Source organism: Nonomuraea spiralis (assembly GCF_014648435.1).
Classification (GTDB): domain Bacteria; phylum Actinomycetota; class Actinomycetes; order Streptosporangiales; family Streptosporangiaceae; genus Nonomuraea; species Nonomuraea spiralis.
This window is the reverse complement of the sequence record NZ_BMRC01000011.1, coordinates 341866-367324: the sequence shown is the minus strand read 5'-3', so window position 1 is coordinate 367324 and position 25459 is coordinate 341866. Positions and strand designations below refer to the sequence as shown.

The window sequence follows — 25459 nt, the reverse complement described above, 5'->3', positions numbered from 1 at the left end:
TCTGCCTCCGGCCTTCGACGACTTCTCCCGAAAGGCCCGGAAACGCCACCGCCGACGTCCCGGAAATCCGCAATCGTCCGAATTATTTCTCTGAGATCACCTCATCTGTGTCGACAGCTTCATAATTCCGTCATGAACCGTGAGTACCGGTACGGCGACGCGGTGCGTCTGCTGGGTGGCACGGATCCGGCGATCAAGAAGCTGGACACGCTGCTCGGTCTGGGCACGCTCGGCCTCTGGGACCTCGTCGACGCCAAGAACGAGCTCATCAGGCTGGGCAACGACCTGCTCGGACGATGGCGCGAGTGGCGGTCCGGCGACGACTGGCGCAGCCGTACCGAACGGATCGAGGCCGCTCACGAGATCCTCGTGATCACGTCGCTCTTCGAGGCCGTGGACGGCCTGAGGCTCCCGTTCACCGACGACGACCTGAGGCTCGTCAAGCGGACGGCGGGCGCGCTCACCCCGAAGCGGCGCGGCAAGCTCCAGGACAACGTGCGCATCGTCCTGGACGGCCTTGAGGTGCCGCCGTGCCCGTCGCCGCAGCGCCCGTACGAAGACGTCAGGGCCGACATCGTCACGTTCTACGAAGGGCTCGCGCACAACATGCTCAGCGTCCTGAAGGGCGTCGCCGGCTGGGACGAGCTGACCTCTCACGGAGAGGAGCAGATCATCATGGAGGTCGGCATGGCGCTGCCGGGGCTCGCGCTGGCCCGGTACGAGGACGGTTACCGGCGGCTGGCGGGCGACGTGCCGGAGTTCGCGTTGTGGGCCCAGATGACCGAGCACCAGGCCACCCGGGCCAGCCTCGCGGGGCTGGAACGGGTGCTGGCCGGGATGACCGCCGGCAAGGTCCTCCCCGTGGAGCTTGAGGCGTTGAGGAGAACGCAGCAGAACGCACTCGCGTGTGCGGTGGCGGAGACCGGCGACGTGCCCGTCGGGATGCGATTACCGACGTTGGAGGAGGCGTACCTGCCGCAGCGCTTCCGCGCGGGTGAGGTGTTGTCGGGACGGGACAACCCGAGCATGGAGTCCTGGTGGAAGGACAAGCCGGTACGCGAGGACCTGCCGAGCTTCCTCGCCGCCTGCCTGACGCGCTCGGCGGCGGGACGTACGCCGCTGATCGTGCTGGGCCAGCCGGGTGCGGGCAAGTCGGTGCTCACCAAGATCCTCGGCGCGCGCCTGCCGACGGCGTTCTTCCCCGTCCTGGTGCCGTTGCGCGAGGTGTCGGCGAACGCCGACGTCCAGGAGCAGATCGAGGACGCGATCTATCACGCGACCGGGGAGAAACTGCGCTGGCCCGCTCTCGCCCGATCGGCGGGGAACGCGTTGCCGGTGCTGATCCTGGACGGCTTCGACGAGCTGCTGCAGGCGACCGGCGTCAGGCAGTCCGACTACCTGGGAAAGGTCGAACGTTTTCAGGAGCGGGAGGCGGCGGCGGGGCGTACCGTCGCGGTCATCGTCACGTCGCGCACCGCCGTTTTCCATTGTGCTCAGCCCTCGACGAGCACGATTGTCACGCGGCTCGAACCGTTCGACGAGGATCAGATAGGCCGTTGGCTGCGTGTCTGGAACAAGACCAATTCCTCGTACTTCAACAGGCTCGGCGTGAAGCCTTTCACGCTCGCCCTGGCATTGGCCCACCGCGATCTGGCCGAACAGCCGCTGCTCCTGCTCATGCTCGCGCTGTACGACGCCGACGACAACGCGCTGGGAAAGGCCGCACCCGGCCTGGGACAGGGCGAGTTGTACGAGCAATTGATCATCAGCTTCGTCAAGAGGGAGCTGAAGAAGGGCCGGTGCCCGACCGACGAGCTGGACGACCGCGCCGAGCTGGAGCTGCAACGGCTGGGTTTCGTGGCCTTCTCCATGCTCAACCGGCGCAGCCAGTGGGCCACGTCGGTGCAGGTGAGCGACGATCTGGGCGCTCTTCGCCAGGATCTGCGCGAGCCCGGTTTCTCCACCCCGGCCAGCCCTGGGGAGCAGACCTTCGGCCGGTTCTTCTTCATTTACGAGGCGAAGGCGGCCCGGGACGCGGACGTGGTCCGCGCGTACGAATTCCTGCACGCGACGTTCGGCGAATTCCTCATCGCGCGGCTCGTCAAATCGTTGCTGACCGAGATGGTCTCCATGCCCCGGCGTATTCTCACGGAGACCCTGGACGATTCCCTGCTGCGTTCGCTGCTGTCGTGGGCGACCCTGTCGTCGCGCGCCCCCGCGGTCGTGTTCCTGGCGGAGCTGGCCAAGATGGGCCAGGACGCCGATCGCTGGCACGCCCTGGTACGGCGGCTTTTCAAGCGGCTGAATGCGCAGACCGATGTCGACCTGCCCAATTATCGGCCCAGGATCGCCAGTCCCGCGGAGCGGTACGCGTACTATTCGGCGAATCTGCTGGTGCTCGCCGTGACGACCGCGGAACAGGTGCCGGCCTCCGATCTGCTTCCTGGTCTGGAAGATCTGCCGACCGAGTGGAAACGGTACTTCTATTTGTGGCAGTCGCAGTTCGTGGGCGAGGAATGGGCGGCCCAGCTGCGCATGGTCACCAGTACGCCGAAGGTGAGCTCGGACGACCTCGTCCTGCGGATGAACCCGGCGATCAGCGGCGAGGAGGCGGCCGGTGAGCTGCCGACCGGCGGGATCGGCCCGCTGACGGTGTTCACGCGGACCTACGTCGACCTCACGTCACCGGGCGACGAATCCGCGTGAAGCTCACGTGCGGGTCTCGTGGAAGGCCCTGCGGTACTCGGTCGGGGTGACGCCGACGGCGCGGGTGAAGTGGTGCCGGAGGTTGCCCGCCGAGCCCAGCCCGCACTCCTCGCCGACCCGGTCCACGGGCAGGTCGGTGGACTCCAGGAGCTGCCTGGCCCGGGACAGCCGTTGCGCGTGCAGCCAGCGCAGGGGCGTGGTGCCGGTGGCGTCGTGGAAACGCCGGGCCAGGGTACGGGAGCTCAGCCCGGCCTGCCTGGCCAGCTGGGCGACGGTGAGCGGGCGGTGCAGGCGCTCGGTCGCCCACTGCAACACCGGCGCGAGGCCGTCGCCCTCGGTGCGGGGCATCGGGGCCTGGATGTACAGGGCCTGGCCGCCCGGCCGGTGGGCCTGGACGACGAGGCGGCGGGCCACCTGGTTGGCGACCTCCGAGCCGAGGTCCTGGCGGATGACGTGCAGGCACAGGTCGAGCCCGGCGCTGCGGCCCGCGCTGGTCAGGATGTCGCCGTCGTCCACGTACAGGACGGACGCGTCCACGCGGACGCGCGGATGGCGGGCGCGCAGCAGGTCGGCGCGCATCCAGTGGGTGGTGGCGGTACGGCCGTCGAGCAGGCCCGCGGCGGCCAGCGCGAACGCGCCCGTGCAGAACGAGACCAGGCGCGCGCCGCGGTCGTGCGCGGCTCTGAGCGCGTCCAGCAGGTCGGCGTCCGGCCGGGCGTCGCCGTCCACGTAGACGCCCGGGAGCGCGGGGACGACCACCGTGTCGGCGCTCACCAGCGCGTCGAGCCCGTACGGCGGCGTCAGCGCGAACCCGTTGCGGGTGCGGACCGGGCCGGAGGCGGCCAGGCGCAGCTCGTACCAGGGGTCGGCGAGGTCGAGCCGCTCCAGGCCGAACGTCTCGCAGGCGATGGACAGTTCGAACATCGGCATGCCGTCGATCACGGCCACCGCGACCGTTCCAGGAGCCTTCACGCGTCCCAGACTAGCGGCAGGATTTTGACGAAGGTGGGCAGTCCTGCCACTCGTGGCGGCAGAACGACTTCGCCAGGGTGAGGTGAGTGAACGACATCACCATCAAGGCCGGGGTCATCGGTCTCTGCCTGGCCGCGTCGGCCACGCCGTCCCCGCTCTACAAGCTCTACGCGTCCGCCTGGGAGATTCCCACGTCCACGCTGACGCTGGTCTACGCCGCGTACTGTCTCGGTGTGCTCGCGGCGCTGCTGCTGTTCGGGCGGATCTCCGACTCGTGGGGGCGGCGTCCGGCCATTCTGGCCGGACTCGCCGGGCTGCTCGTCTCGCTCGGGCTGTTCCTGGCGGCGTCGGGGGTGGGCTGGCTGTTCGTCGCGCGCGGCCTTCAGGGCCTGGCCACCGGCGTCGCGATCAGCGCCGCCGGCGCGGCCCTGCTCGACCTGCGTCCCGCCGCCGCCGGGCTGCTCAACACGCTGGCCAGCGGGCTCGGGGTGGGGGTCGGCGGGCTGCTCGGCGCGGTCCTGGTCGAGTACGCGCCCGCCCCGCTCCTGACGCCCTTCGCCGTGCTCGCGGCGGTGGACCTGCTCCTGCTCGCCGGAGTCTGGGCGCGGCCGGAGACGGTGGGCGCGCGGGCCGGGTTCAGGATGGCGGCCCCGGGCGTGCCGAAGGAGATCCTGGGGCCGTTCGTGTTGTCGGGGCTCGGGGTGACGTCGTCCTGGTCGATCGTCGGGCTGTACCTGGCCCTGGTGCCCGCGCTGGCGCCCGCCCTCATGGGCTCGGCGGGGAACCTGCCCGGCGGGGTGGCCATCTTCGTCATGGGCACGGCCGCCGCCCTGGCCCCCGTGCTCGCCCGCCGACTCCCCGCCTCCGCCGGGCGCGGCCTGCCGGTTTCCGGCCAGCTCTCGTCCGGCATGCTCGTCCTGGCCGCCGGCGTCGCCCTGCTCACGCTGTCGATCTCGGCCGGGAGCGCCGCGAGGTTCGTCGTGTCCAGCGTGGTGATCGGCCTCGGCGGCGGTCTCGGGCTCGGCGGGTCCCTGGGACTGCTGGGCGCGGCGGCGCCGCCCGAGCACCGCGCCCGGGTGATGTCCGCGTTCTACGTCGTCGCGTACGCCGCCATCTCCCTGCCCGCCATCGGCGCCGGGTTCGCGGTGCGGGCTCTGGGGCCGGTGGCCACGTTCCGCGTCTTCGGCTTGGGCATCGTCGTCGTGTCCCTGGTCACGTTCCTGCTCGCCCGGGCCCGTCGCGGCTACCGGATCTCGGCCAGGTCGATCAGGTAGAGGTCGTCGCCGACGGTGTAGCTGAGGAGTCTGCCGGTCGGGTCCGCGGACGGCAGTCCTATGTAGTCGCCCTCCCCGGGGATGCCCAGGTCGCCTGACTCGCCGGTGTCCAGGTCGTACAGTCCCGCGCCGGTGATCTCCCTGTCGCCGTACGTGGAGACGTAGAAACGGTCCTGGGTCGGCGGGTCTCCCTGGGCCACGATGCCGGGCACGTCCTTCTGCGACGAGCCGTCCCGGTCGCGGAAGAACGTGGAGCCGTCGCGGGTGCCGCCCAGGCAGAGCGTCACGCCGCACAGGAGCAGTTGCTCGCCGGGACGGATGACGGCCGTCCTGACCTCGCCGGTCTCGACGTTCCTGATCCGTTCGAACACCGTGCCGTGGGGCTCTCCGCCCTGCCCCGGCGTACCGATCCACGGCCAGGACAGCAGGTGCATCCCGGCGCCCACGTCGATCGGCGTCACGGCGCCGCCCGTCAGGGGGACGGTGAAGACGCCGCCGACGTACAGAGAGAAGACGATCTTGCCGTCCACCACGGCGAGGTTGTCGATCCCGCTGCCGTCGCCCTCCTTGATGCTCTGGCCGGCGACGATCCTGGGCGTGCCGCCGCCGACCGGGACCGCCCACAGGCGCGCGACGCGGTCCTTCGTCGCGGTCCACCAGACCACCTGGCCACCGCCCACCGCGAACCTCGCGATCAGCCCCCCGTCGGTCTCCGGCACGGCGACGATCCTGCGTTGAGCGCCGCTGTCGAGGTCGTAGGCGTACAGGGCGGTCGTCCGCCCGGAGCCCACCCGCGTGGCCATGAGCAACGTACGGTCGTCGACGAACGCCACCGGTTGCCGCACCGCCCCGTCGGGCCCCTTCTCGGGGATCTTCCGCACCGCCTTCGGCCAGACCTTCTCCACGGGCCGGGACGGCTTCGCGGCACGCACCCCGGAGGCGGCCTCGTGCTGCGACACCGTCGTGGTCCCGCCGTCGCCCGTCACAGCCAGCGTCCCGCCCGCGACCAGGACGACCGCCGCGGCGGCCAGCGCCGTCCTGGTACGGCGCCGTCTGCGCAGGTGCATGCCTTCGAGCCGCGCGGGCAACCCGACCGGCAGCCGGGGCGCCCGCCCGGCCGCCTGCCCGAGCGTTCTGCTGAGAGTCTCCTCGACCTCGTTCACAGCGTCCTTCCCCTGGTCATCGAGTTGCTCGGGACGGCGGCGCGGAGCTTGTCCAGCGCGCGGGCCGCCTGGCTGCGGACCGTGCCGCGGGAGATCCCGAGCACGGCGGCGATCTCGGCGTCGTCGAGCTGCTCGTAGTAGCGCAGCACCAGCACCGCGCGCTGCTTGCGCGGCAGCCCGGCCAGCGCCTGCCACATCCTGCGTTCGTCGCCGCTGGGCAGCGGGTCGTGGTGCTCGCCCTCCGGCAGGTCCCAGGCCAGCAGTTCGCGTCTGCGCACCCGCCAGGCCGCGATGTGCAACCTGGCCATCGTGGTACGTGCGTAACCCTCCGGGCTCTCCTTCGAGCGCAGTCGAGGCCAGGCGCCGCGCAGCTTCAGCAGCGCCTCCTGAACCAGGTCTGCCGCATCGTGCGGATTGCCGGCCAGCACGTAGCCGTAGCGCAGCAGCGCGTCGCCGCGTTCGGCGACGAACTCCGCGAAACGGGGATCGCCTTCCAACAGTTCTCGCCCTTCGTCGTTCCCTCCTCCCCAAGAGGAACCACGTGCGGAAACTGTTGCACGCCGGGGAACAGCCCGAGGTCGCCGGTACGGACTTTCCCGTACGTTCACCTTGAACGGTCTTGCGGTGAAGGCCCGGGGTGTGGATTCTTTGGACGATGACCGACGGCGTAGACGCGGAGTGCGATCACTCGTACCGGAGTTCCTGGATCCACCGGGCGGTCAGGCCGAGCCCGGTGGTCTCCGTCTCCACCGACCCGATCCCGCGCAAGGACCGCCTGGAGTGGTGGGCCCACCTGGCCGCGCACGAGATCGCGCCCACGTCGTTGTCCAGCGACCACGCCGACGACTTCTACGGCCAGGTGCACTCCGTCGACCTGTCGCGCGTGCGCTTGGGCGAGTTCACGATGTCACCGCTGAAGGGCCGGCGTACCCCCGCCCACATCAGCCGGCACGACCCCGAGGGGTACGAGCTCTTCCTGGTCCACGACACGCCGATCCGGCTCCAGCAGCGGCGCAACGACTCCTGGTTGCAGGCCGGCGACATATCGCTGTTCGACACCTCCTTCCCCTACGCCACCGAATTCCTCGACATCGGCAGCCTGACCCGGTTGACGCTCCTGTTCCTGCCGCGCGACGCGGTGCCCCTGCCTCGCGGCCAGGTGGAACGATTACTCGCCACCAGGCTCCCGGCCCGTACCGGGTCGGGGGCGATACTGGCCCGCTACCTCACCGGCCTGCGTGAACACGCCGCCGAATGCCACCCCACCGAGCTCCCCCGGCTCGGCACCATCGCCCTGGACCTGGTCACGGCCTTCCTCGCCGGCCGCCTCGACGCCGAGCAGGCCGTACCGTCCGACAGCCGGCACCGGATGCTGGCCGCGCAGATCGACGCCTTCATCACCCGGCATCTCGGCGACCCGGAGCTGACGCCGTCGAACATCGCCGCGCACCACCACATCTCCGTACGCACCCTGCACGTGCTGTTCGAACAGCGGCCGGAGACCGTCAGCGCCGCGATCCGCCGGCGCCGGCTCGAACGTTGCCACACCGACCTGGCCGACCCGCGGCTCAAGGACCGCCCGATCGGCGAGATCGGCGTCCGCTGGGGATTCCGGAACGGCGCCGAGTTCAGCCGCGCGTTCCGCACCACCTACGGCATCAGCCCGAGGGACCACCGCCGCCAGGCGCTCAGCGCGCACCAGCTCTCTCCGCCGCCGGGTCAGCCTCCGGCGAGGTCCCGGTAGGTGTCCCTGACGACCAGCAGGCGATCGCGGCGGAAGCGCGGGGGCTCGGCGGCGCGCACCTCCCGGCCGCGTACGGACCAGAACGCCTCCGAGGGGACGTCGTCCTGCCCCTCGGGGATAAACTTGAGCACTTCCTCCACCGCCGAACGCGCCATGGACAGCGCCCGCCGAGCGTCCTCCGGGTCGTCGGGGACGTTGCCGGCCGTGAGGTCGGCCAGCCACATCCACTCTCCGGCGTCGAGCAGCTGGGACGGCTCCGGCCCCCCGAACGTCGGCCAGCCGACGGGCATGACCTCGCGCGCGGGCAGCGTGAACAGGTACTCCCGCTCCGCGCCGCAGCCCTCGCAGTCGCCTTCGTAGCACTTGACCAGCGCGCCCTCGACGCTGACCACGCCACTGGCCCACTCGGTCTCCACTGAGCCGCACTCGCACGGGTTGAGGTCGAGGTACACAAGAGCCTCGTCGCGGGTGCGGGCTACCGGCCGATCCGTCACACGCGCAACCTACAGGGAAGCCGAGCGCACCTACTAGGGTGTCGCCATGCAGGCACCGACCGCCTTCGAGGAGCGGCTCCAGGAGGCGCACGCCCGGGAGGACCTGACCACCTGTCTCGCGTTGTTGCGGTACGCGGACTTCGCCTGCCCGGTGACCGACGCCGCCGCCAGGGGCGACGAGCCGGTCGCCTGGGCGACGTTCCCCGGGGCTGATCGGGTGTGGGTGGCGGTCTACACCTCGGCGGAGGCGATGCGGGAGGCGACGGGCGGCGCCGTACGGCATTTCCGGATCCTGTCGCTGGTCGAGCTCGCGGCCGGCTGGCCCGATCCCCGCTGGGGCCTGGCGGTCAACGCGGGGCTGGAGCCGTCGTTCCTGCTCGAACCGGGCACGGTCGCGAGGCTGGCGGTGCCCACGCTGGAGCAGGACCTGGCGGCCGCGCCGGACAGCGGACTCCCGATCGTGCAGAAGGTGCTCGAAGTGGCGCAGATCCAGGAGCTGCTGGGCGGCGGGCCGCCGCGGGTCTCCGGCTACTGCCATCACGCCCTCGACGTCGCGCACATCGCGACGCCGTCCGTGCTCGCCGACGCGTTGCTCCAGGAGGACGCGCTGACCGCGGAGGGCGCGGTCAACCTGTTGCGCTGGCCGGCGATCGGGCCGGAGCTCTACCGCACGCCGTACGGCGGGGTGGACGAGGCGGGCCGGACGGCGGTGGCGGGCTGGGTGATCGAGGAGCCGCCGTTCGCCGGCATGGGGCTGGTGCCGAACGCGGTTGAGACCATCAGGGAGTACAAGATCGACGGCATCGGCCTGCCGCACGGCGCCGAGATCGTGGAGCTGGCGGCCGACGGCGAGGAGCGGGTCCAGGCGAGGTACGACGCCGACCACGGCCGCTGGCTCATGGTGGAGCAGGCATGAACCCGGAGTCCTACCGCGCCCGCTGGGCGGGGACCGACCACGAGGCGGCGGCGGACCTCGTCGACGGCCGCCTCTTCATGCGCCTGTACACCTCGGCCCCCGCCGACGGCTTCGCGGAGGTGGGGCCCGGCCGGTTCGTACGCACGGTTCCCGCGGCCGACTGCTCGGCGGTCTGGCACGTGACGACCGTCTGCGAGTGGCGTGGCGCCCCGTTCCTGGTGCACGCGGCACGGGAGACGGAGCTGCTCATCGAGTACACCGGCGGGAACGCGCTGAACGCGGCGGACCTCGGTCTGGAACGGATCGAGCGCGGCGTGTACCGCATCTGGGCGAAACGGGACGAGGTGTCGGCACTCAGCGAGAAGGTTGTGCTGATTGCTGGCATCTGATGAACAACGTGGCTCTTGATCTCTTTCAGGCCGAATGATGTTGTTGTTATCCTCACCCCAGTTAGGGGGTGGGGCCTTGACCGAAGACGCTGACATCGTGGGACTCCAGGCCTACGCCGACGAGTTACGCGAGACGTTCATGCGCATGCAGCGCGAGGCGACCGATCTCAACGCCCGCGCTCAGGCGATCCAGGTCACCGAGAAGTCCGCCGACGGGCTCGTCTCGGCCACGGTCAGCGTCCGTGGCGAGCTGATCAGGCTGGACCTCGACCCTCGCCTGTACCGCCGCCCCGACGCCCGGGGGCTGGCCGACGCGATCACCGACACCATACGGCGCGCCACCGCCAAGGCCCTGAACGAACTGGTCGAACTCTTCGAACCGGTGGTGCCGCCCGAGCGGTTACGGGCTCATCTGGAGGGCGACCTGGAGACCGTGCTCGACCAGCTTTCCGGCCCGGTGCCGAGAGAGAGACGCCGTCGATGAGCGCCGACGACCGCGCGGACGTACACATCCGCGAACCGATCAGCAACAGCCTGAACCAGTGGGACGCCATGGCGACCGACCTGGCCGCCGCCTGGCCGGCCATCGCCGCGCGGATCCGGGCGCTGAACGCCGCCCGTCCCCAGGGCGACGGGCCGGACGGCCTGTCCTTCAGCAAGCAGTACCTGGCGGGCGGGGGCCCCGAGAGATTCCTGCGCGACACCGACGACCTGATCAAGGAGATCTCCGGCTCCGGGCCGCTGCTGCGCGCGACGGTCTCCAACACCCTCACCACCGAGCAGGCGATCGACCTGGGCCTGTCGAACGCCTATCGAAAAGCATGATGGCGGGCAAGGGCGACGTCACCACCACCACCGACGAGGCGCGGAAGCCGGCAGGCGGCACCGGCGCGTTCGACGGCGGGATCGCCACCAAGGACGTGGAGCCCGTCTGGCGGACCGAGGCGCTGCCCGGCTGGGTGGTCCACCACCTGATCCCGCTGCTCACGGCGGGCCAGAGCTGGCCCGAGGGCAGCGAGAGCAAGCTCTGGGAGTTACGCGTCGAGTACGTCAAGCTGATGAACCTGCTCATCGGCACGCTCGACCCGACCTCCACCACCGTCCAGACCCTGAACGGCAGCCTCCAGTCGCCCGCCAAACCGGCCATCTTCAAGCGGCTCGCCAAGCTCTACGACAACAAGGTCGGCGTGGTCGCGAAGGCGCAGGAGTCCTTCTCCTACGCGAAGATGGTCGACAACTTCGCCCGCGAGACCCAGTACACCAAGCTCTCGATCAACGTCGCGTTCTGGATCGCGGTGATCGCCGCGTTCACCGCCCTGATCGCCGCGGGCTTCTTCCCGCTGGCCAGCCTCATGCTGCGCAGCGTGGGCGCGGCAGGCGGGTCCAGGATCGCCCTGATCATGGAACGGCTGGCGCTGGTGGCGGCCAGGTCGGGCCCGGTCGCCGCGAGCGGCCAGATCTCCAAGCTCGCCGGAGCCGGCGCGGGCCGCTTCTTCAACGCGGCGCTGGCGGCCGAGCTGTTCGAGGAGATCTCCGAAGAGCTCGTCATCGACCTCACCACCCAGTACCAGCAGATCAAGATGGGCACCCGCGACTCGCTGGACTGGAAGAAGGTCAAGGCGGCGGCGATCGGCGCGGGCGCCGGCGCGGTCGCGGGCACCAAGCTCGGCGATCCGATGTCGCGCTTCGCCAACAACCTGCCCGGCATCTCGCGGCTGAACCGGATCGCGGGCGACAACCGCGGCGTCGGCAACGCGTTCCTGCGTTTCCCCGGGCGTGCGCTGAACACCGGCCTGAACAACATGGTCGCCTCGCCCGCCGGCAGCATCGTCGCCAACTACGCCGTCTACGACCAGTTCGCGCTGCCGGGCGCGGAGGGCTTCTACGGCGGCTTCCTCGGCGGCGCGGGACGTACGAACACCCTCAGCCCGACCAACCTGGAGGTCCTGCACGCGGCCGTCACCCCCGTGACCTCGCTGAGCGGCGTGTTCGCCGAGGCGATGGCGGCCCAGCGGAACGCGTCCACCATCACGACGGCTCCCGGCCTCGGGGACCTCTCCTCCGTCCCCGGCCCTCAGACCGGTTCGCCCGACGCCGGCGGGAGCCCGGTGTTGCCGCAGGGCGACCTCCCCGGCGGGGGCAGGCGGGACCGTACGAGCACGGTCACCGAACCGGCGGCGCCCCAGCAGACCGCACCGAAGGCGGCCCGAGCCGTACAGACGCCGGACGCCACCCCGGACACGCCGCAGACCCCCCGCCCCCAGCACACCAACCCCCGCCAGGACGCCCCCACCCCTCAAGTTCAATCCCAACCGCAGGCCCAGCCGCAGGACCTGCAAGACCAGCCGCAGGACCAGCAGGACCAACAGGATCCGCAGGACCAGCAGGACCGATCGCAGGACCCGCGCCAAGACGCACGACCGGCGTCCCAGCCGACCGCGCAGGACACCGCCCCCGCCGCCGATCAGCAGCCCGCGCCCACCACGGACCAGGCGCCCGCCGAAACGCCGCACACCTCCCCCGACTCGGACACCACCGCCTCCCAGACACCGGCCACCACCCCTGACGCGACCACCACCCCGGACACCACCGGCACCCCGGAGACCGCGCGGACCGGGGACCCGCTGAGCGTCGGGGAGCCCCGTACCGCCGAACCCGCTCCGGCCCCGCAGGACACCGGCACCCTCACCACGGCCGAGACGGCGGCCGCCCCCGGCCCCGCCCCGCAGACCCAGGCTGACCCCACCCCCGTCCCCGCACCCGCCCAGCAGCCCGCCATCCCCGGCCCCGCCCTGGTCACCAGGCTGATCGGCGCCGTTCGCCGTACCAGGGACGCCCATGCCCTCGTGAGCGGGCGGCCCATCAAGGACTCCAGGTTCGTCGCGAACGGCCGCGACCGCGGCGTGCCGGTGCTCACGGTGGCGGAGGCCAGGGCGGCGTTCGAGGTCGAGGTCCGCGCGTCCGACCTCGGATCGGAGATCACCGGCCTGCGCTGGACCGGCTCCGGCACGCTGGTGGTCGAGGTCGCGGGCCTCCCCGACCAGACGTTCACCTTCGAGGTGGGCCGCGTCTCCCGGCGCAGGCTCGGCCGTACCGTGTTGTACGCGAACGGCGTCAACGAGGTACGGCTGGCCCCGCGCGTGGCCCCCGACCAGGTGGCCAGGCTGATGCTGCACGAGATCGCCGACACCCTGCACGCCAGGAAAGAGCCTCGCCAGGGCCTGCTGCGCCGCCTGATCACCCAGCCGAACGAGCGCGACGAGTGCCTGACCGCCCGCCACCGCGAGCTGGAGTTCCTGAACCGCCGGATCGACCTGACGAGCGGCGCCGAACGATCCGTCCTGGAGGAGGAGCGGGAGGCCGTACGCAGGATCCTGGAGGCGCACGGCGAGCTGGAAGGGGCCGGGGCGCGACCGGCGCCGGCCCATCAGTCGACGAACGACCTGATCGGCCTGCTGACCCACCACGACCAGGCCGTCGCCCAGCTCGTACAGGATCTCGACCAGGCGCTGGCGCGGCAGATCGACCGGCTCCTGCGGGTGGAGTCCGACCTCCGGCTCCTGGCGATGACGGTGACCGACATGGGCACCTCCCCGCTGCTGACGGCGGTGTCCCAGGCGAGGGCCGCGTACGAGAGCGCCCAGTCGCTCGTGCACACCGCGGGCGCTCCCGGCAGGAGGGGCACCGAGTTCGCCAGGGCGCTGCACGCGGCCCACCAGCTCCGCCTGCGGTACGAGGAGCAGGTCGACCCGGCCGTCTTCGTTCCCGCGCTGTCCCGGGCCACCGAACCGGACGTGCTCGACGCCCACATCGCCGCGCTGCGGGCGGCCGCCACCGAGCTCGCCAGCCCGGCGCGACGTTCACCGGGCACGGCGGCGGAACGCCAGAGCGCGGCCGACTCGGCCGTACGGGCCGCCGAGACGTACCAGTTGCTCCTCGACGAGATGGTTCGGGCGCGGCGCATCCTGATCACCCCGCCGCACGTGCTCGCCTCGCAGCTGCTCCGCCTGGGCGCCACCCATGAGGGGTACTACCGCCGGCTCACGACGCCGGACCGCCTGGCGAACACGCGCGACGCCCAGGTCATCGACGACATGCTCGGCGACCTCCTCCAGAGCGTGTCGGACCGGCGGGCCACCGCCACGGTGCTGCGTACCACCATCGAGGGGTTCGACGGGGTCGTCAGGGCACAGCGCGCGGCGGTACGCGCCTACAACGAGGCGGCGAGCGCGCCGTACGTGCTCGCGGCGGAGGCGCTGGCCCGGCAGGACCTGGAGGGCGCACAGAGGTGGCGGGCCATCGCGGCGGAGCTCGCCCGGCTCGGCGCGCTGCACGAGGCGGCCGAACGCCTGGCGGTCGCCGCCCGCGACGCCCACGAGGTGCTCGCCGAACTGCTGAAGGGAGTGGTCTCGGGAGAGCCGGTCGACCACGCCGCGCTGAACACCGTCGCGCGAGCGGCCGCCACGGCCATGGAGGCGTACCAGGATGCGGTCGCGGCGCTGCCGCCGGCGACACCGCCCGCCCTCTCGGTGCCCAAGCCCCCGCCCACCGCGCTGTCGGAGCTGAGAGCGGAGGTCGAGGCGGAGGAGAGGAGGCTGGAGGCCGCCTGGGCGCACAACCTCGAACTCAGCAGCCGTCACCGGCACCATGCCGAAGAGTCCTGGGACAAGGCTCGGGAGGCCTGGAATCACGCTTTCCTGCACGGTCTGAGCCAGGACGACGGCGCTCCCGAGCGCGCGCGTCAGCAGGTGCTGGCCGCCGAGCAGGCGGAGTCCGCCGCCAGGTACCACGCGCGGGCAGCCGAGCGGTACGCGAACGCCGCGATCGCCGCGAACCAGGCACTTGACGCCGCCGACGCGACAATGACCGCCCTGAACAGGGTGAACAGGCCGGACAAGCCCAGAACGCTCCAGGTCGAGGTCGCCCTCCAGGAGATGCGGAGCCGATCGGACGCCTACGACTCGGCACACCGGGAGGCACTGCCGCCGCCGCACGCCCTGCTGGCCGCCTACACCGCCGGCCCGATCGCCAACCTGGCCCGGCTGACCGAGCTGGTCAACAAGCTGCTCACGGACCAGGGCCTGTCCGCACGCTTCTCCCAGGAGGAGCTGAGGCGGGCGATCCGCCAGGCCTTCCACACCGCGGTCGCGCCGGACGGCCTGCTGCTGCGCCTGAACGGGACCGAAGGCGCGGAACTGCGGATCCGGTTGACGCTTGACGACCTCATGGAGGTGGTGAAGCCGGCCGCCTCCCACTCCGAGACCATGCTCGGGCAGCTGCCGCAGGGCGGCGGCAGGGCGTCCGCCACCGGCCGCCGCTCCAGGGGGCTCAACTTCGACCGGGACATCGTGGACTGGGGCCGGCGGTGGATGCGGAGCACTTCCTCGCCGACCCTCCACTTCATCGCCGACCACGGCGTCCTAAGGTTCAAGTTGGCCCGGGGTGGCGCTCACTCCGTCTCCACCGCGGCTCAGGACAACGGGCTGGGCGGCAACGTCGAGGACAACCGCGGCGCGGCCACCATGTTCACCGCCAAGGCGAGCTGGAACGTGGAACTGCGCACCGCGTCCGGCCCCCCGGTGACCGACTCGCTGCCCGCCGGGGAGACCACGCGTCAGAGCCTGTGGCTCTCGCACGCCTATCTCCTCGATCCCAGTGACAAGCCCCTCCAGCTTCCCGAGGCCGACCGGCGGCGCTCCCCCTTCCCCGAGCACGTCGTCGTCAGCATGACCGGCCTGCTCGATCTGGCCGAGCGGGTGACCGGACGGCTGACGAAGGTCATGCGCAGCTCCGTCGCCCGCAACCAGGTCGTCACGGCGATCACCGAGGACCTGCCCAGCAACCTCGGCGTGGCCGTCAACGATCCGGCGGGGCTGCGCCGGCCCATCATCGTGAACGGCCGGATCCGTGGCGTGATGACGATACGCACGACCGTGCTCCCCGGGGACACACGTCTCGGCGGCCCCAGCACCAAGCATCACCAGGAACGGCTGCGCGTCGGATCCTCCCAGGCGGGCCAGAGCCACTCCGACAACCACGACACGGGCTTCGGAGGGGCCGTGGGGTTGACCTCGAAGACGGCCGACCAGACCGTTCACAACCCTGCGGTAGAGCTCACCGTCCGCGGCCAGGTGGGCAGAGCGGCATCCGCGTCCACCAGCGTGACCGGCGTGGCCATCCATCCGAGCGTGCAGCGATGGGCGGGTGAGACCCAGGGCTACCTGCTGAACATGGTGCACACGGTGACGATCCAGATGGGCCGTAACGACCCGATCACCCTCGTCTCCGACCCGAGCACCGGACTGTTCCGCATCCCCGAACCGGACGCCTACCGCTATGGCCTGCCGGTCGACCCGGCAGCGGAGATCGGGCGCGACGCGGACGGCAACGTCGTGCTCAGAGGCGATCCCGTCAAGGTCGATCCGCCCGGCAGGGTCGGCGCACTGCCCACCTGGTACGGGACGGGCGAGAACCAGACGCGCGGCGCGGGCCCGGCGCTGGTTCAGCGGATCACCGGCATGGACTCGATCCGGGAACAGGTCGAGGAGTATCTGCGCCGCGAAGGCGTGTTGCCGAAGCTCAAGAACGGCGTCCCCCGCTACTCCCTCGACGCTTCGGTCAGGGCGAGCCAGATGGCCAACGAGCAACTGGTCGCCGAGCAGTTCTCCGCCGAACGCCTGGAGACCGGCTACGACCAGGCAGCCCAGGCGGGCCTGATCGTCAACCTGGTCCACCACAACCGCCTCGGCCCGGCCGAGCACTACACCCTGCGGATCAGCCTGAGACAGGACTTCGACAACGCCGTCTACGAGGGGGTGACCGGCGCCGAGCCGGTGGTGAACCTGGACATCGGCTCCGACACCTACACCTCGTCCCGGAACCTGACCGGGTCGCGGACAGCGGGGGCGGGAGCCGACGTCTCCGTGAAGGACGACCCCGGCCTCGATCCCGGGGGGGCCAATCTCTCCGGCAGCCGCGGCCGGAACCACCAGGTGGAGCAAACGACGGGCAGCACCGTCAACCAGGTGAAACTCCTGGAGGGCACCGGGCAGAGCGCGGTCTTCCGCATCCCGCACGTCGTCCAGGTCGAGCGGCTGACCGGGGCGAACCTCGTACGGCCCGTGGCGGAGGGACGGGCCGGGGACGCGCGGATCGTGCTCCCCTCCGATCTGCTCCCGCTCGCGCTGTCGTCCGACGGGCACCCGCGTCCGCCGGGGCCGCGGCACCCCACCTCGACGTCGATGCTCCGGCGGGCCACCATCGCCCACCTCGACGTCGGCGACATCGCGACGACCGTCGCGGACCTGCTCGGCGGTTCGCTCGACCGCGGCTCGCCCGCGTTCCAGCACCTCGCGGCGTTCTTCAACGTACGCAGCCTGGTCAGCCACCCCGAGGTGTTCACCTCCGGTCACCGGACCGGGGTGGACCCCCAGACGGTGACCGGGACGGCGCGGCACCAGCCGGTCCGCCTCCACCTGACGCCGGGCCGATCGCGGTTCCTGTCCGCCACCGACATCCTGGTCGGCGACATCAACCTCACCCTCAGCTCCCAGAGCAGCACCACCCGGGACTCCAAACCGCGGGACGCCGGGGGCTCCATGAGAGTGCCGGCGCTCGGTGAGCGGGAGGGCGAGGGGAGCGGCACCACCTCGTGGGGGCGTACGACCTCGACCGAGCGGAAGCTGATCTCCGGCCCCGAGCGACTGAACATCGACACGGGCAGGCACTACTCCTTCGTGATGGACGTCGCCGCGGAAGTGACCGTGGGTTCCGGCATCGACGCGAAGACGATCACGCGGAACGACGGCACCGTCGTCTACCTGGTCGCCGAACGCGACGCGCTCGACCTGTACGCGAACGGAGAGGTGGAGCTGCCGCTGCACCAACTCGCCGACGCGGCCGAACGGGTGATGAACGGCGACCTGAAGCTCGGCCGCCGGGTGGCGGTCAGGTTCATCACCCAGTACCTCCAGGACCTGGCCAGCGCGAGGACCGCCCATCCGTCGGGCGTCCCGGGCCTGACCACCCTGCCCGGCGTCCCGCTCAGCTGGGGGCACGACACCGGCAGGGCCCTCGCCGCGCTCCTCGAACTGTTCTCCTCCGAGACGCTGGCCGAGATGATGCCGCCGGGGGTTCCGCCGGGCCGGCCCGGCGAGCCGGTCGGCGAGACCATCGACCGCATGCTGAGCCGGCCGGAGTTCCGGGACCACGTCAAGGCGCAACTGGAGGCGGCCGCCCGGCGGCTGGAGAACGGCGAGGTGGCCGCCGTGCTCGCGCCGACGTACCAGGACGCCATCGGCATGAGCACCGTCAAGGGGGTCAGTCTCCATCCGGAGGATCAGCCGCGCGCCGAGGTCGAGCTGCTGGACGAGATCGCGGAGGCGGTCGAGGCGGTGGCTCCGGGCGCGCTCGCCCAGGACACCAGCCTGTGGCGCGCGCTGTCGGCCGACTTCTCCGGCAACAGCTGGCTGGGCAAGATCGACACTCTGCTCGACCCGGACTCCCCGCCCGCCGAGTACACCGTCAGGGGCGACGGGGTCACGGACACCCTTGAGGTCACCGTACGGGCCGTGCTCAGCGATGACGTCCAGTATCGGGGCGAGGTCTCCGACGTGGGGCAGATCCTCCAGCTCTACACCATGCACGAGGAGAACGTCTCCGAGTCCTCGGCGCTGACCGGCACCTTCGGCGGCAAGGACACGGAAGACGGCGCGGAGTCGGGTTCCACGGGCACCGACCGCGGACGCGGCGCCTCGGCCGCGAGCAACCTGCAGGAGACCCGGGTGCAGCGGGCGGCGTCGTTCGGGGGGACCAGGGCGGAGGTGCGCCAGGGCATCAGGCTCGTGGTCGACGTACGGCGGGTGAGGTCCTCGTCGCCTGTGGAGGACTCGTCGCTGGTGGCAGAGGCTTCCCGGCGCGTCTCGGGAACCATCGACCGGCTCATCCCGCCCGGCATGGTCGCGCGCGCGGGCACCGCTCCGCAGCCCGCCGTGGCCGATCCGCGGCCCTTCCCCCCGCCCGAGAACTTCATGGTCGAGAGCACGCGGGTGAAGGACCTCGCCAAGGCCGTCGAACGGCACCTGAAGGCGACGATGGGCCTCGACCTCTCCCGCCACGAGTCCCGTACGCTCGCCCGGATCCTGACCGGCAACAACCGGAACACCAACTTCGAGCTCATGACGGCCGAGGACGGGCTCATGGTGCTCGAAGTGCCGCTGTCGCGCGGCAGGGTGGCCCGCGTGCACGTCGGAGCGGTGTTGTCCGAGCCCGTGACGATCGCCCAAGGTCACAAGGACTACGAGATCGGGCAGGTCGACCGCAGGCAGTGGGGCACGTCCGCGAGCTCGGACCGTACCCGGTGGTTCCCGGCCGGGATCGCCGTCGGGAGCAACGACATGCGGAGGTGGCTCCCGTTCGACCTCAAGTTCGGCCTGGGCGGCAGCTACCGCAGCCAGGGCGGCGACGGCGCGTCGGTCGGCGGCGGCAACCGCAGGGAGACCAGCGTCTTCGAGAAGGCCGACAGCAGCTCGGTCAGGTTCCGGGTCGACTACACCGTACGCGTCGAGGTCTCGCCGGCCCCGAAGTCCGGGCAGAGGCCGCCGCAGGGGGCCGTCCGCGTCGCCACGGGCCACGCCGATGTGATCGTCTTCGACGAGGTCATGCGGGAGCTGGCCGAACAGGCCGAGAACCCGCCGCCGGTTGTCGGCCACGAGGCTCCCGGGCCGGCCACGCCTGCTGCCGCCGCCCTGCCGGGGCCGGTCGGCTCGGGGACCGGGCGGCCCGTTCGTTCGTACGGGGAGCTCAGGCAGGCGCAAGTGGACGCCCGCGATCGGAACGAGAACGTCCTGGTCACGCTCCGGCCTCCGTACGGGCCGCCCCTGACCTACGTCGCCACCCCCGACGGCCGCCTGACGGCGCAGGGGGACGACGGAGGATTCGGGCGGCACTTCGCCGGACTGCCGTCCTCCCTGATCGCGATGGCCGAGCAGCACGGGATGGACCTGCTGGCCCTGCACGAGCGCACCATGCCGAGGACGGACACGAACCCCGCCACCTCCATCGACCCCGCCGACCCCGCCGGACGCTCCGAGCGGCAGTCGGAGGCGGAGCAGGCCCCCAGCCTCGCCGAGCACCTGAGGAACGAGCTGAGCAGGCGCGGCATCCTGCGGGCCGCGGATCCGGCGGCCTGGCCGGCCGCGAACAAGCCCGACGACGCGGAGAACGGGCCGGGCGGCGCGCCCCGTTCCACCCACGGCTCCCCGATCGACGACTCCGCGTTCGTCGCCGACGGCCGCCCGGCCGACGAGGCCGACCTCACCGTCGACGAGGCCAGGCAGGCGTTCAACAACGAGGTGCTGCTGGAGGACTTCGGCGGCGTCGCCGGCGCCTGGCGGGTGATCTGGAACGGCGGCGACACCCTCGTCCTGGAATCCGACCTGCTCGGACGGGTGCACTTCCAGTTCCAGGTGGGGCCGGTCGAGGGCGGCTACCTGGGCGAGACCACGGCGACGAACGCCGGCACGCGGGGCGATCCGCACGTGGTGACCCTGGCTCCCCGCGTCGCCTCCGACCAGGTGGCCCGGCTCGTCCTGCACGAGATCAGCGACGTGCTCCAGTTCCGTACGGAGGGCGAGCACACGCACCCGCACGCGCCGGGAGAGGCCACGCGCGACGAGTGCGTCACCGCCCGCCGCAACGAGCTGCGCTTCCTGGAACGCAAGCAGCGCGAGGCCCTGGCGGCGGGCGACACCGCGGCCGCGGACCGGCTGGCCGTCGAGATCGCCGCGGTGGAGGCCGACCTCGCCGCGCGTACCGGCCCCTCGCACCCCATCGACGCCCTGATCAACTGGACGGAGGAAACCGACACCCAGGAAGCCTCGGACCCCCGAACCGCCCCGGAACCGGAGGTTCTGGGCATCCCGAGTGATCCGGAGCTGGCGGCTCTGGGTGTCCGGGGTGAGCCGGAGCCCCTCGGCCCGAACGTCTCCAAGGTGACGCTGGCCGACGGCTCCCCCGCCCTGCTCCTTGAGGAGTCCACCCCCCAGAGCAGGAACCTGACCCTGCTGATGACGCAGCTGGCCCACCGCCTGGGCCTGGTCGGCCCCGCCAGGGCGGCCGGCGACCGGCACATCCTGATCGACTGGACGCCCACCGCCACCTCCTCCGGCTTCCTCGGCACCCGCGAGGCGGTGCTGACCGGATACCTCGCCGCCCTGGCCGACGTCACGCCGCTGGTCACCAGACCGGCCCTCCATGTGCTGCCCAGCACCCGCCCGCTGCTCGACCTGTTCCTGCGCGAGGACGCCTCCGGCCGCCGCGACTGGGCGAGCAACCCGCTGTCCCTCTCGGACGTGCAGGTGCTGGGAACCATGCTGGAGACCGCACGCGAGGATTTCGCCCGGATGGGCTTGCAGTCCCACTACGACGAGATCATGCGACGGCACCAGGGCCTCGTGGGTGGGCCGTTCGCCGGGAACGCGGTCGGCCTGGAGAGCGTGGTGGCCGCCGTGCCGGGGGCCGAGCTGCCCCTCGCCCGTGTCGCACCGCTCAGGGCCATGGACGGGGACCCGTCCGACTCGCGCACGGACCCGGTTGCCGAGGGCCAGGCCATCAACGCGGCTCGCCGCCTCCGCGTCAACGTCGAGCAGACCGTCGAGCAGGGCGTCCTGTCGGAGCGGGCGTCGGCCCTGGGCGACGTGGTGACGTTCGCCGACGGGTCCCGCGCTCTCAGGATCCCCATCGTCGACGCCCCGGAGGTCCTCGTCCGCGCGCTGGCCAGACAGGCGCTCGGCCTCGCCGGCCCGGCCCTGCACCTCGACGAGGACGGGTACGTGTGGCGTACGTTCGGCAGCGACGCGTTGCGGGCGAGCGTCGCCACGGGCGTCTCCCGCGTGCTCGACGTGCCGGGGTCACGCGGGCGAACGACCGAGGTGGTCTTCGGCGACGGCCGGCGGGCCCTGCGCCACGAGTTCCCGACCAGCGCGGCGGCGGACGAGCACGAGGCCAGGCTGGAGGAGGCGTACGAGGCCGGTGACGGCCTGCCCGGCGCGCATCGGGCCACCCCCCACGTCCTCTACGAAGAGGTCCGCCGGCCGGCGGAACCCACCCCCGAGACGCAGGCCCGCCTGGCCACCCGGGCGCTGTACACCTTCCTCGCCCACGGCGAGCCCTTGGACCACGCGACACTGCGACGGCTGCTCGACGTCAACCCGCTGCTCGTCCGGTTCGGTGAGGCCGGCGACTGGGAGTTCCGGGGCGGCGCCCCGGTCCTGGCCCCCGGCGACGTCGCCCGGGTCACCGCCGCCTTCGAGGCACTGCGTGACACCTTCGGCGCGTTCGCCCTCGGCGACCGGTACGAGCGGTTGCTGAACATGCTGGGCGAGTTCACCGGCTCCGACGACGCGAGGCTGATCCCGCTGGCGTTCTCCGAGGACCGGACGACCGTCGAGTATCGCGTGCCCGCGTGGCGGCCCGCTCCGGGAACGGACCCGATCCTGGGCGACCTCCTGCGGAACGATCACCTGGCGCAGGTGATCGCGGAGAAGCGGACCGACGTGATCTCCCGGGCCGACGCCGAGCTGGCGGCACGGGCGAGCGCTGAAGGGCACGTGTTCGCCCGGGTTCCCGACGGCCTGATTCCCCGGGGCATCCTTGGTGGGGAAGAGTTCACCGTGGACACCTTGATCGACGGTGTCGACGACGCCGGCCATCTGGCCGAGAGCCCCCACGGCACGCGAGTGACCATCCTGGCGTCCGACTACGTACCGGTCGCGGACGTGTCGGGCAAGCCGCATCACGCGCTGTTCAGGTCCGGCGCCCGGTTCACCGTGACGGCGGTGATGACCGCCGACAACGGTGAGGTCCATTACTTCCTCACGCAGCGCCGGGCCCAGGAACGAACGGGACCGGTGGTCACGCCGAGGATCGGGCTCACCGATGAACTGGCCTGGGACCTGGCGAACCATCTCCGGCGGAACGCGGTCACCCCGACCGCGGCGGGTCTGCGCGTCCGCACCGGTCAGGACGCCGGCGCGGCGAAGCGGCACACGGTACGGCCCGTCGAGGGCGCCTTCGTGGTCGAGGGCCGCTACTCCCAGCGGGGGATGATAGTCGACGACCGGCTCCTGCGGGCCGAGGTGGTCGCGGCGATGCTGCTGTGCTCCCCCGACCTGCCGCAGGACGCCGCGATCATACTGGCCGGCCCCCATGACGGGACGACGACCTTCGCGCAGGAGCTCGCCTGGTACACCGGACGGGTCGTGCTGGCCGCGGACGGAGCCGTGGAGACCACGTCTCTGGGCAACCTCCGTGTCGAGAACGCCGCCCAGCCATCGGCGCAGTTCCGGTACTTCCTGCCCGCCGACACCTCGGCGGTGGTCGGGGAGCAGCTCAGGGCCTGGCTCGGTCCCAAGCTGGCAGCGATGCCGGAGGATCCGCGGTCCAGTCGTACGGAGCGCAAGGGACACATACCTCGCGTCCCGCCTCTGGCGGCCGTCAGCCCCGTCGAGTCGTCCGGCCCGGTGTCCGCGCCACCGCTGAGCGCCCGGCACCGGGACCTGATCTCCAGGCATCGCCGCGAGGTCAACGCGGGCATCTGGTACCGCGACGAGAGCTCCGCGGTCATGCCCACGGCCGATCCACGCCTGCTGCGACGCTCCATCGGCACCATCGACGTCGCGATCGCCGGTGACGGCACCGGTTTCTTCATAGGCTCCGAACGACTCAGCGCGGCCGACCTGGGCACCATGCTCGCCCACGACCCGCGCGTGCTCGCGCAGCCCGACGCGTGGATACGCATCCTGGGCTGCGAGACGGCCCGCGACCCGGCGGTGCTCCAGGAACTGGCCGACCTCACCGGCCGGTCGATCCTGGCGGGCAACGAGATCGTCTACATCGGCGCCGACAGGCAGGCTCACACCGCGGCCGTTCAGGGATACGACGCGGACGGACGGCCGGTCTTCCCGTTCGACGACGACGGCCAGTGGTTGCAGGCCCACCCGTCCAGGAGGGTGACGCCCGCCACGCCCTTCGCCGTCCCGGCCCGGACGCCCGTCCCTGAACAGCGCGGCCTGCCCCAAAGCGCCGTCGACGAAGCGCTCGCGGCCGATCCGCACGAGTGGGAGTTGTTCGGGGAGCAGGGCATAGACGGCACCGTGGCGCACCTCACCCTGGAGGACGGCACCAAGATCGTACGGAAGCGGACAGGCATCATCGAAGCCAGGGCCGAGGTCATGGGGTCACTGGTGGGACGGCTCATCGGGGCCGACGTCCCCATCGTCGTCGCGCACCCGACGGATCCACGCATGGTCTTCATGGAGTACGTCCACGGCACGCACCCCGTCGGCAGGGCGGACACGAACGCCAAGCGCAACGCGATCCTGCTCGAACTCCTCGACCTGTTGATCCTCAACAGCGACCGGCACCCGAACAACCTCTACGACACGGGCCCCGGTATGGCCGGCGTCGATCACGGACGCGCCTTCATCGTGCCCCGCGTCGATCGCGGACGCGCCGCCTTGGTGTCCGGCACCGACACCAGCTCCGTCCCGGCAGTCGGTAAGGTTCTCCGCGGCAACTTCGTCGCGACCGGACCCGACAACCGTCCCGTATGGGTCGACAACCCACTGAGCCGGCAGGACGTGGACTTCCTCACCGACGTCATGATGTCGCTGGCTTCCCATTACCGGGACAGCGGCTTCCTTCCCGCCTACGAAGAGGCGCTCAAGAGGCTCTACCACATCGGGATGCACGCCAAGGGCGAGATCTCGCTGCTGGCGCCCGCGGCGCCGGCGCCGGCCCGGGTCCAGAGCCATTTCGGCTGGGACTTCGACGACCACAACGAGGTCGTCGAGGACGTGACCCGGCGGCTGGCGGCCGGCGAGGACGTCGCGTCCGTGGTGCCGTACATGACGCAAGACGCGATGGCCACGGACGTGCCCTTCGGGCTGGAGCTGGAGTTCGCCCACGCGGGCGGGACCAGGGGCGTCCGGGCCGGCGACGTGCGCCTGATGACCGCCGAGCTCCACCGGGCGGGGCTCGCCGCGAGCCCGAAGGTGTTCGGTCACCACAAGGCCCCCGACTCGATGAGCGGCCGGCCGTACATGGAACGGGAGGCGAACCCGCGTCTCATCGCCGGCGAGTTCGTCTCCGGCATCCTCCGGGACACCGAGCGGACGTGGGCGGAGCTGGCCCGGATCACCGAGATCATCAAGTCCCACGGCGGCGAGATCACCCTGGCGACCGGCGGGCACATCCATGTCGGCGCCCCGGGGCTCGGCACCGACGTGAAGGCCATGCACCGGCTGCTCACGCTCTACTACGGCTACGAGGACATCCTGTTCCGGCTCGGGCAGAACCCCAGGGAGCCCTACGGCATGCACCGGCCCTACCGGCACTGCGAGCCCAACGAGGTCACCGGCGGCACCGAGCGCTCGACGGAAGAGCTCCGCGAGGTCCACCGCCGCCCCTCCGCACTCAACCTGGCCCATGTCATCGGCACGGCCGACGATCACGTGGAGTTCCGCCACAACGACGGGCATCTGGATCCCTCGTTCATCCAGGCACGGATCAAGCTCGTCGCCGCCATCGTGGACTACGCGCGCAACGGCGAGGAGCACCTGCCCGCGCGGGAACAACTGGGCACCCACCTCGAACACGACCGGGACCCGCGGCGGGACGCGGCCTCCTTCATCGAGATGGTGAACACCCTGTTCCCCCGCCAGGCCGACAAGGAACAGCTGACCGCCCTGTTCGCGATCACGACATGGCAGCCGGCCTCGGACGACGGACGATGGTGAGCGA

Annotated in this window: 12 protein-coding genes; 8 read left to right on the top strand and 4 right to left on the bottom strand. The window is 71.4% G+C overall.

Going from position 1 to position 25459, the window contains the following annotated elements:
* The first annotated feature begins 132 nt into the window (after nt 1-132).
* Nucleotides 133-2706 (top strand): NACHT domain-containing protein, encoded by a 2574-nt coding sequence (locus IEZ27_RS28080; RefSeq protein ID WP_189649971.1) that lies wholly within the window; start codon nt 133-135, stop codon nt 2704-2706.
* Between the two features lie 3 nt (nt 2707-2709).
* On the opposite strand, the gene IEZ27_RS28075 is transcribed toward IEZ27_RS28080, so the two are convergent.
* On the bottom strand, nt 2710-3678 hold the full coding sequence (locus IEZ27_RS28075; RefSeq protein WP_229824401.1) for a helix-turn-helix domain-containing protein: 969 nt from the start codon (nt 3676-3678) through the stop codon (nt 2710-2712).
* Nucleotides 3679-3764: 86 nt separating this feature from the next.
* On the opposite strand from IEZ27_RS28075, the gene IEZ27_RS28070 reads away from it, so the two are divergent.
* Nucleotides 3765-4952 carry an MFS transporter gene (locus IEZ27_RS28070; protein WP_189649970.1) on the top strand — a complete coding sequence of 396 codons (1188 nt, stop codon included), beginning with the start codon at nt 3765-3767 and terminating at the stop codon, nt 4950-4952.
* Here IEZ27_RS28070 and IEZ27_RS28065 read toward each other — a convergent pair.
* Both IEZ27_RS28065 and IEZ27_RS28060 read right to left on the bottom strand, forming a co-directional pair.
* Entirely contained in the window at nt 4922-6115 is a 1194-nt protein-coding gene (locus IEZ27_RS28065) for a TolB-like translocation protein (protein WP_189649969.1), read from the bottom strand. The genes IEZ27_RS28070 and IEZ27_RS28065 overlap by 31 nt on opposite strands.
* A complete protein-coding gene (locus IEZ27_RS28060) occupies nt 6112-6612 on the bottom strand; it encodes a SigE family RNA polymerase sigma factor (RefSeq protein ID WP_125631954.1) in 501 nt (166 codons plus the stop codon). The genes IEZ27_RS28065 and IEZ27_RS28060 overlap by 4 nt, the downstream gene beginning before the upstream one ends.
* 158 nt (nt 6613-6770) lie before the next feature.
* Between IEZ27_RS28060 and IEZ27_RS28055 the strand changes: the two genes are divergently transcribed.
* Nucleotides 6771-7859: an AraC-like ligand-binding domain-containing protein gene (locus IEZ27_RS28055; RefSeq protein ID WP_189649968.1), complete on the top strand. Its 1089-nt coding sequence runs from the start codon at nt 6771-6773 to the stop codon at nt 7857-7859.
* Here IEZ27_RS28055 and IEZ27_RS28050 read toward each other — a convergent pair.
* Nucleotides 7835-8353, bottom strand: coding sequence for a hypothetical protein (locus IEZ27_RS28050; protein ID WP_189649967.1), 519 nt, complete (start codon nt 8351-8353; stop codon nt 7835-7837). The two genes, IEZ27_RS28055 and IEZ27_RS28050, sit on opposite strands and share 25 nt — an antisense overlap.
* Nucleotides 8354-8399: 46 nt before the next feature.
* On the opposite strand from IEZ27_RS28050, the gene IEZ27_RS28045 reads away from it, so the two are divergent.
* The 5 genes from IEZ27_RS28045 to IEZ27_RS28025 all read left to right on the top strand — a co-directional run bounded on the left by IEZ27_RS28045 (nt 8400) and on the right by IEZ27_RS28025 (nt 25455).
* Nucleotides 8400-9269: an SseB family protein gene (locus tag IEZ27_RS28045; protein WP_189649966.1), complete on the top strand. Its 870-nt coding sequence runs from the start codon at nt 8400-8402 to the stop codon at nt 9267-9269.
* Nucleotides 9266-9658 (top strand): hypothetical protein, encoded by a 393-nt coding sequence (locus tag IEZ27_RS28040; RefSeq protein WP_189649965.1) that lies wholly within the window; start codon nt 9266-9268, stop codon nt 9656-9658. The genes IEZ27_RS28045 and IEZ27_RS28040 overlap by 4 nt, the downstream gene beginning before the upstream one ends.
* A 76-nt stretch (nt 9659-9734) precedes the next feature.
* Entirely contained in the window at nt 9735-10142 is a 408-nt protein-coding gene (locus IEZ27_RS28035; protein ID WP_229824400.1) for a YbaB/EbfC family nucleoid-associated protein, read from the top strand.
* Nucleotides 10139-10483 carry a hypothetical protein gene (locus IEZ27_RS28030; protein WP_189649964.1) on the top strand — a complete coding sequence of 115 codons (345 nt, stop codon included), beginning with the start codon at nt 10139-10141 and terminating at the stop codon, nt 10481-10483. Before IEZ27_RS28035 ends, IEZ27_RS28030 begins: the two co-directional genes overlap by 4 nt.
* Entirely contained in the window at nt 10480-25455 is a 14976-nt protein-coding gene (locus IEZ27_RS28025; protein WP_189649963.1) for a WXG100-like domain-containing protein, read from the top strand. Before IEZ27_RS28030 ends, IEZ27_RS28025 begins: the two co-directional genes overlap by 4 nt.
* Nucleotides 25456-25459: the final 4 nt, after the last annotated feature.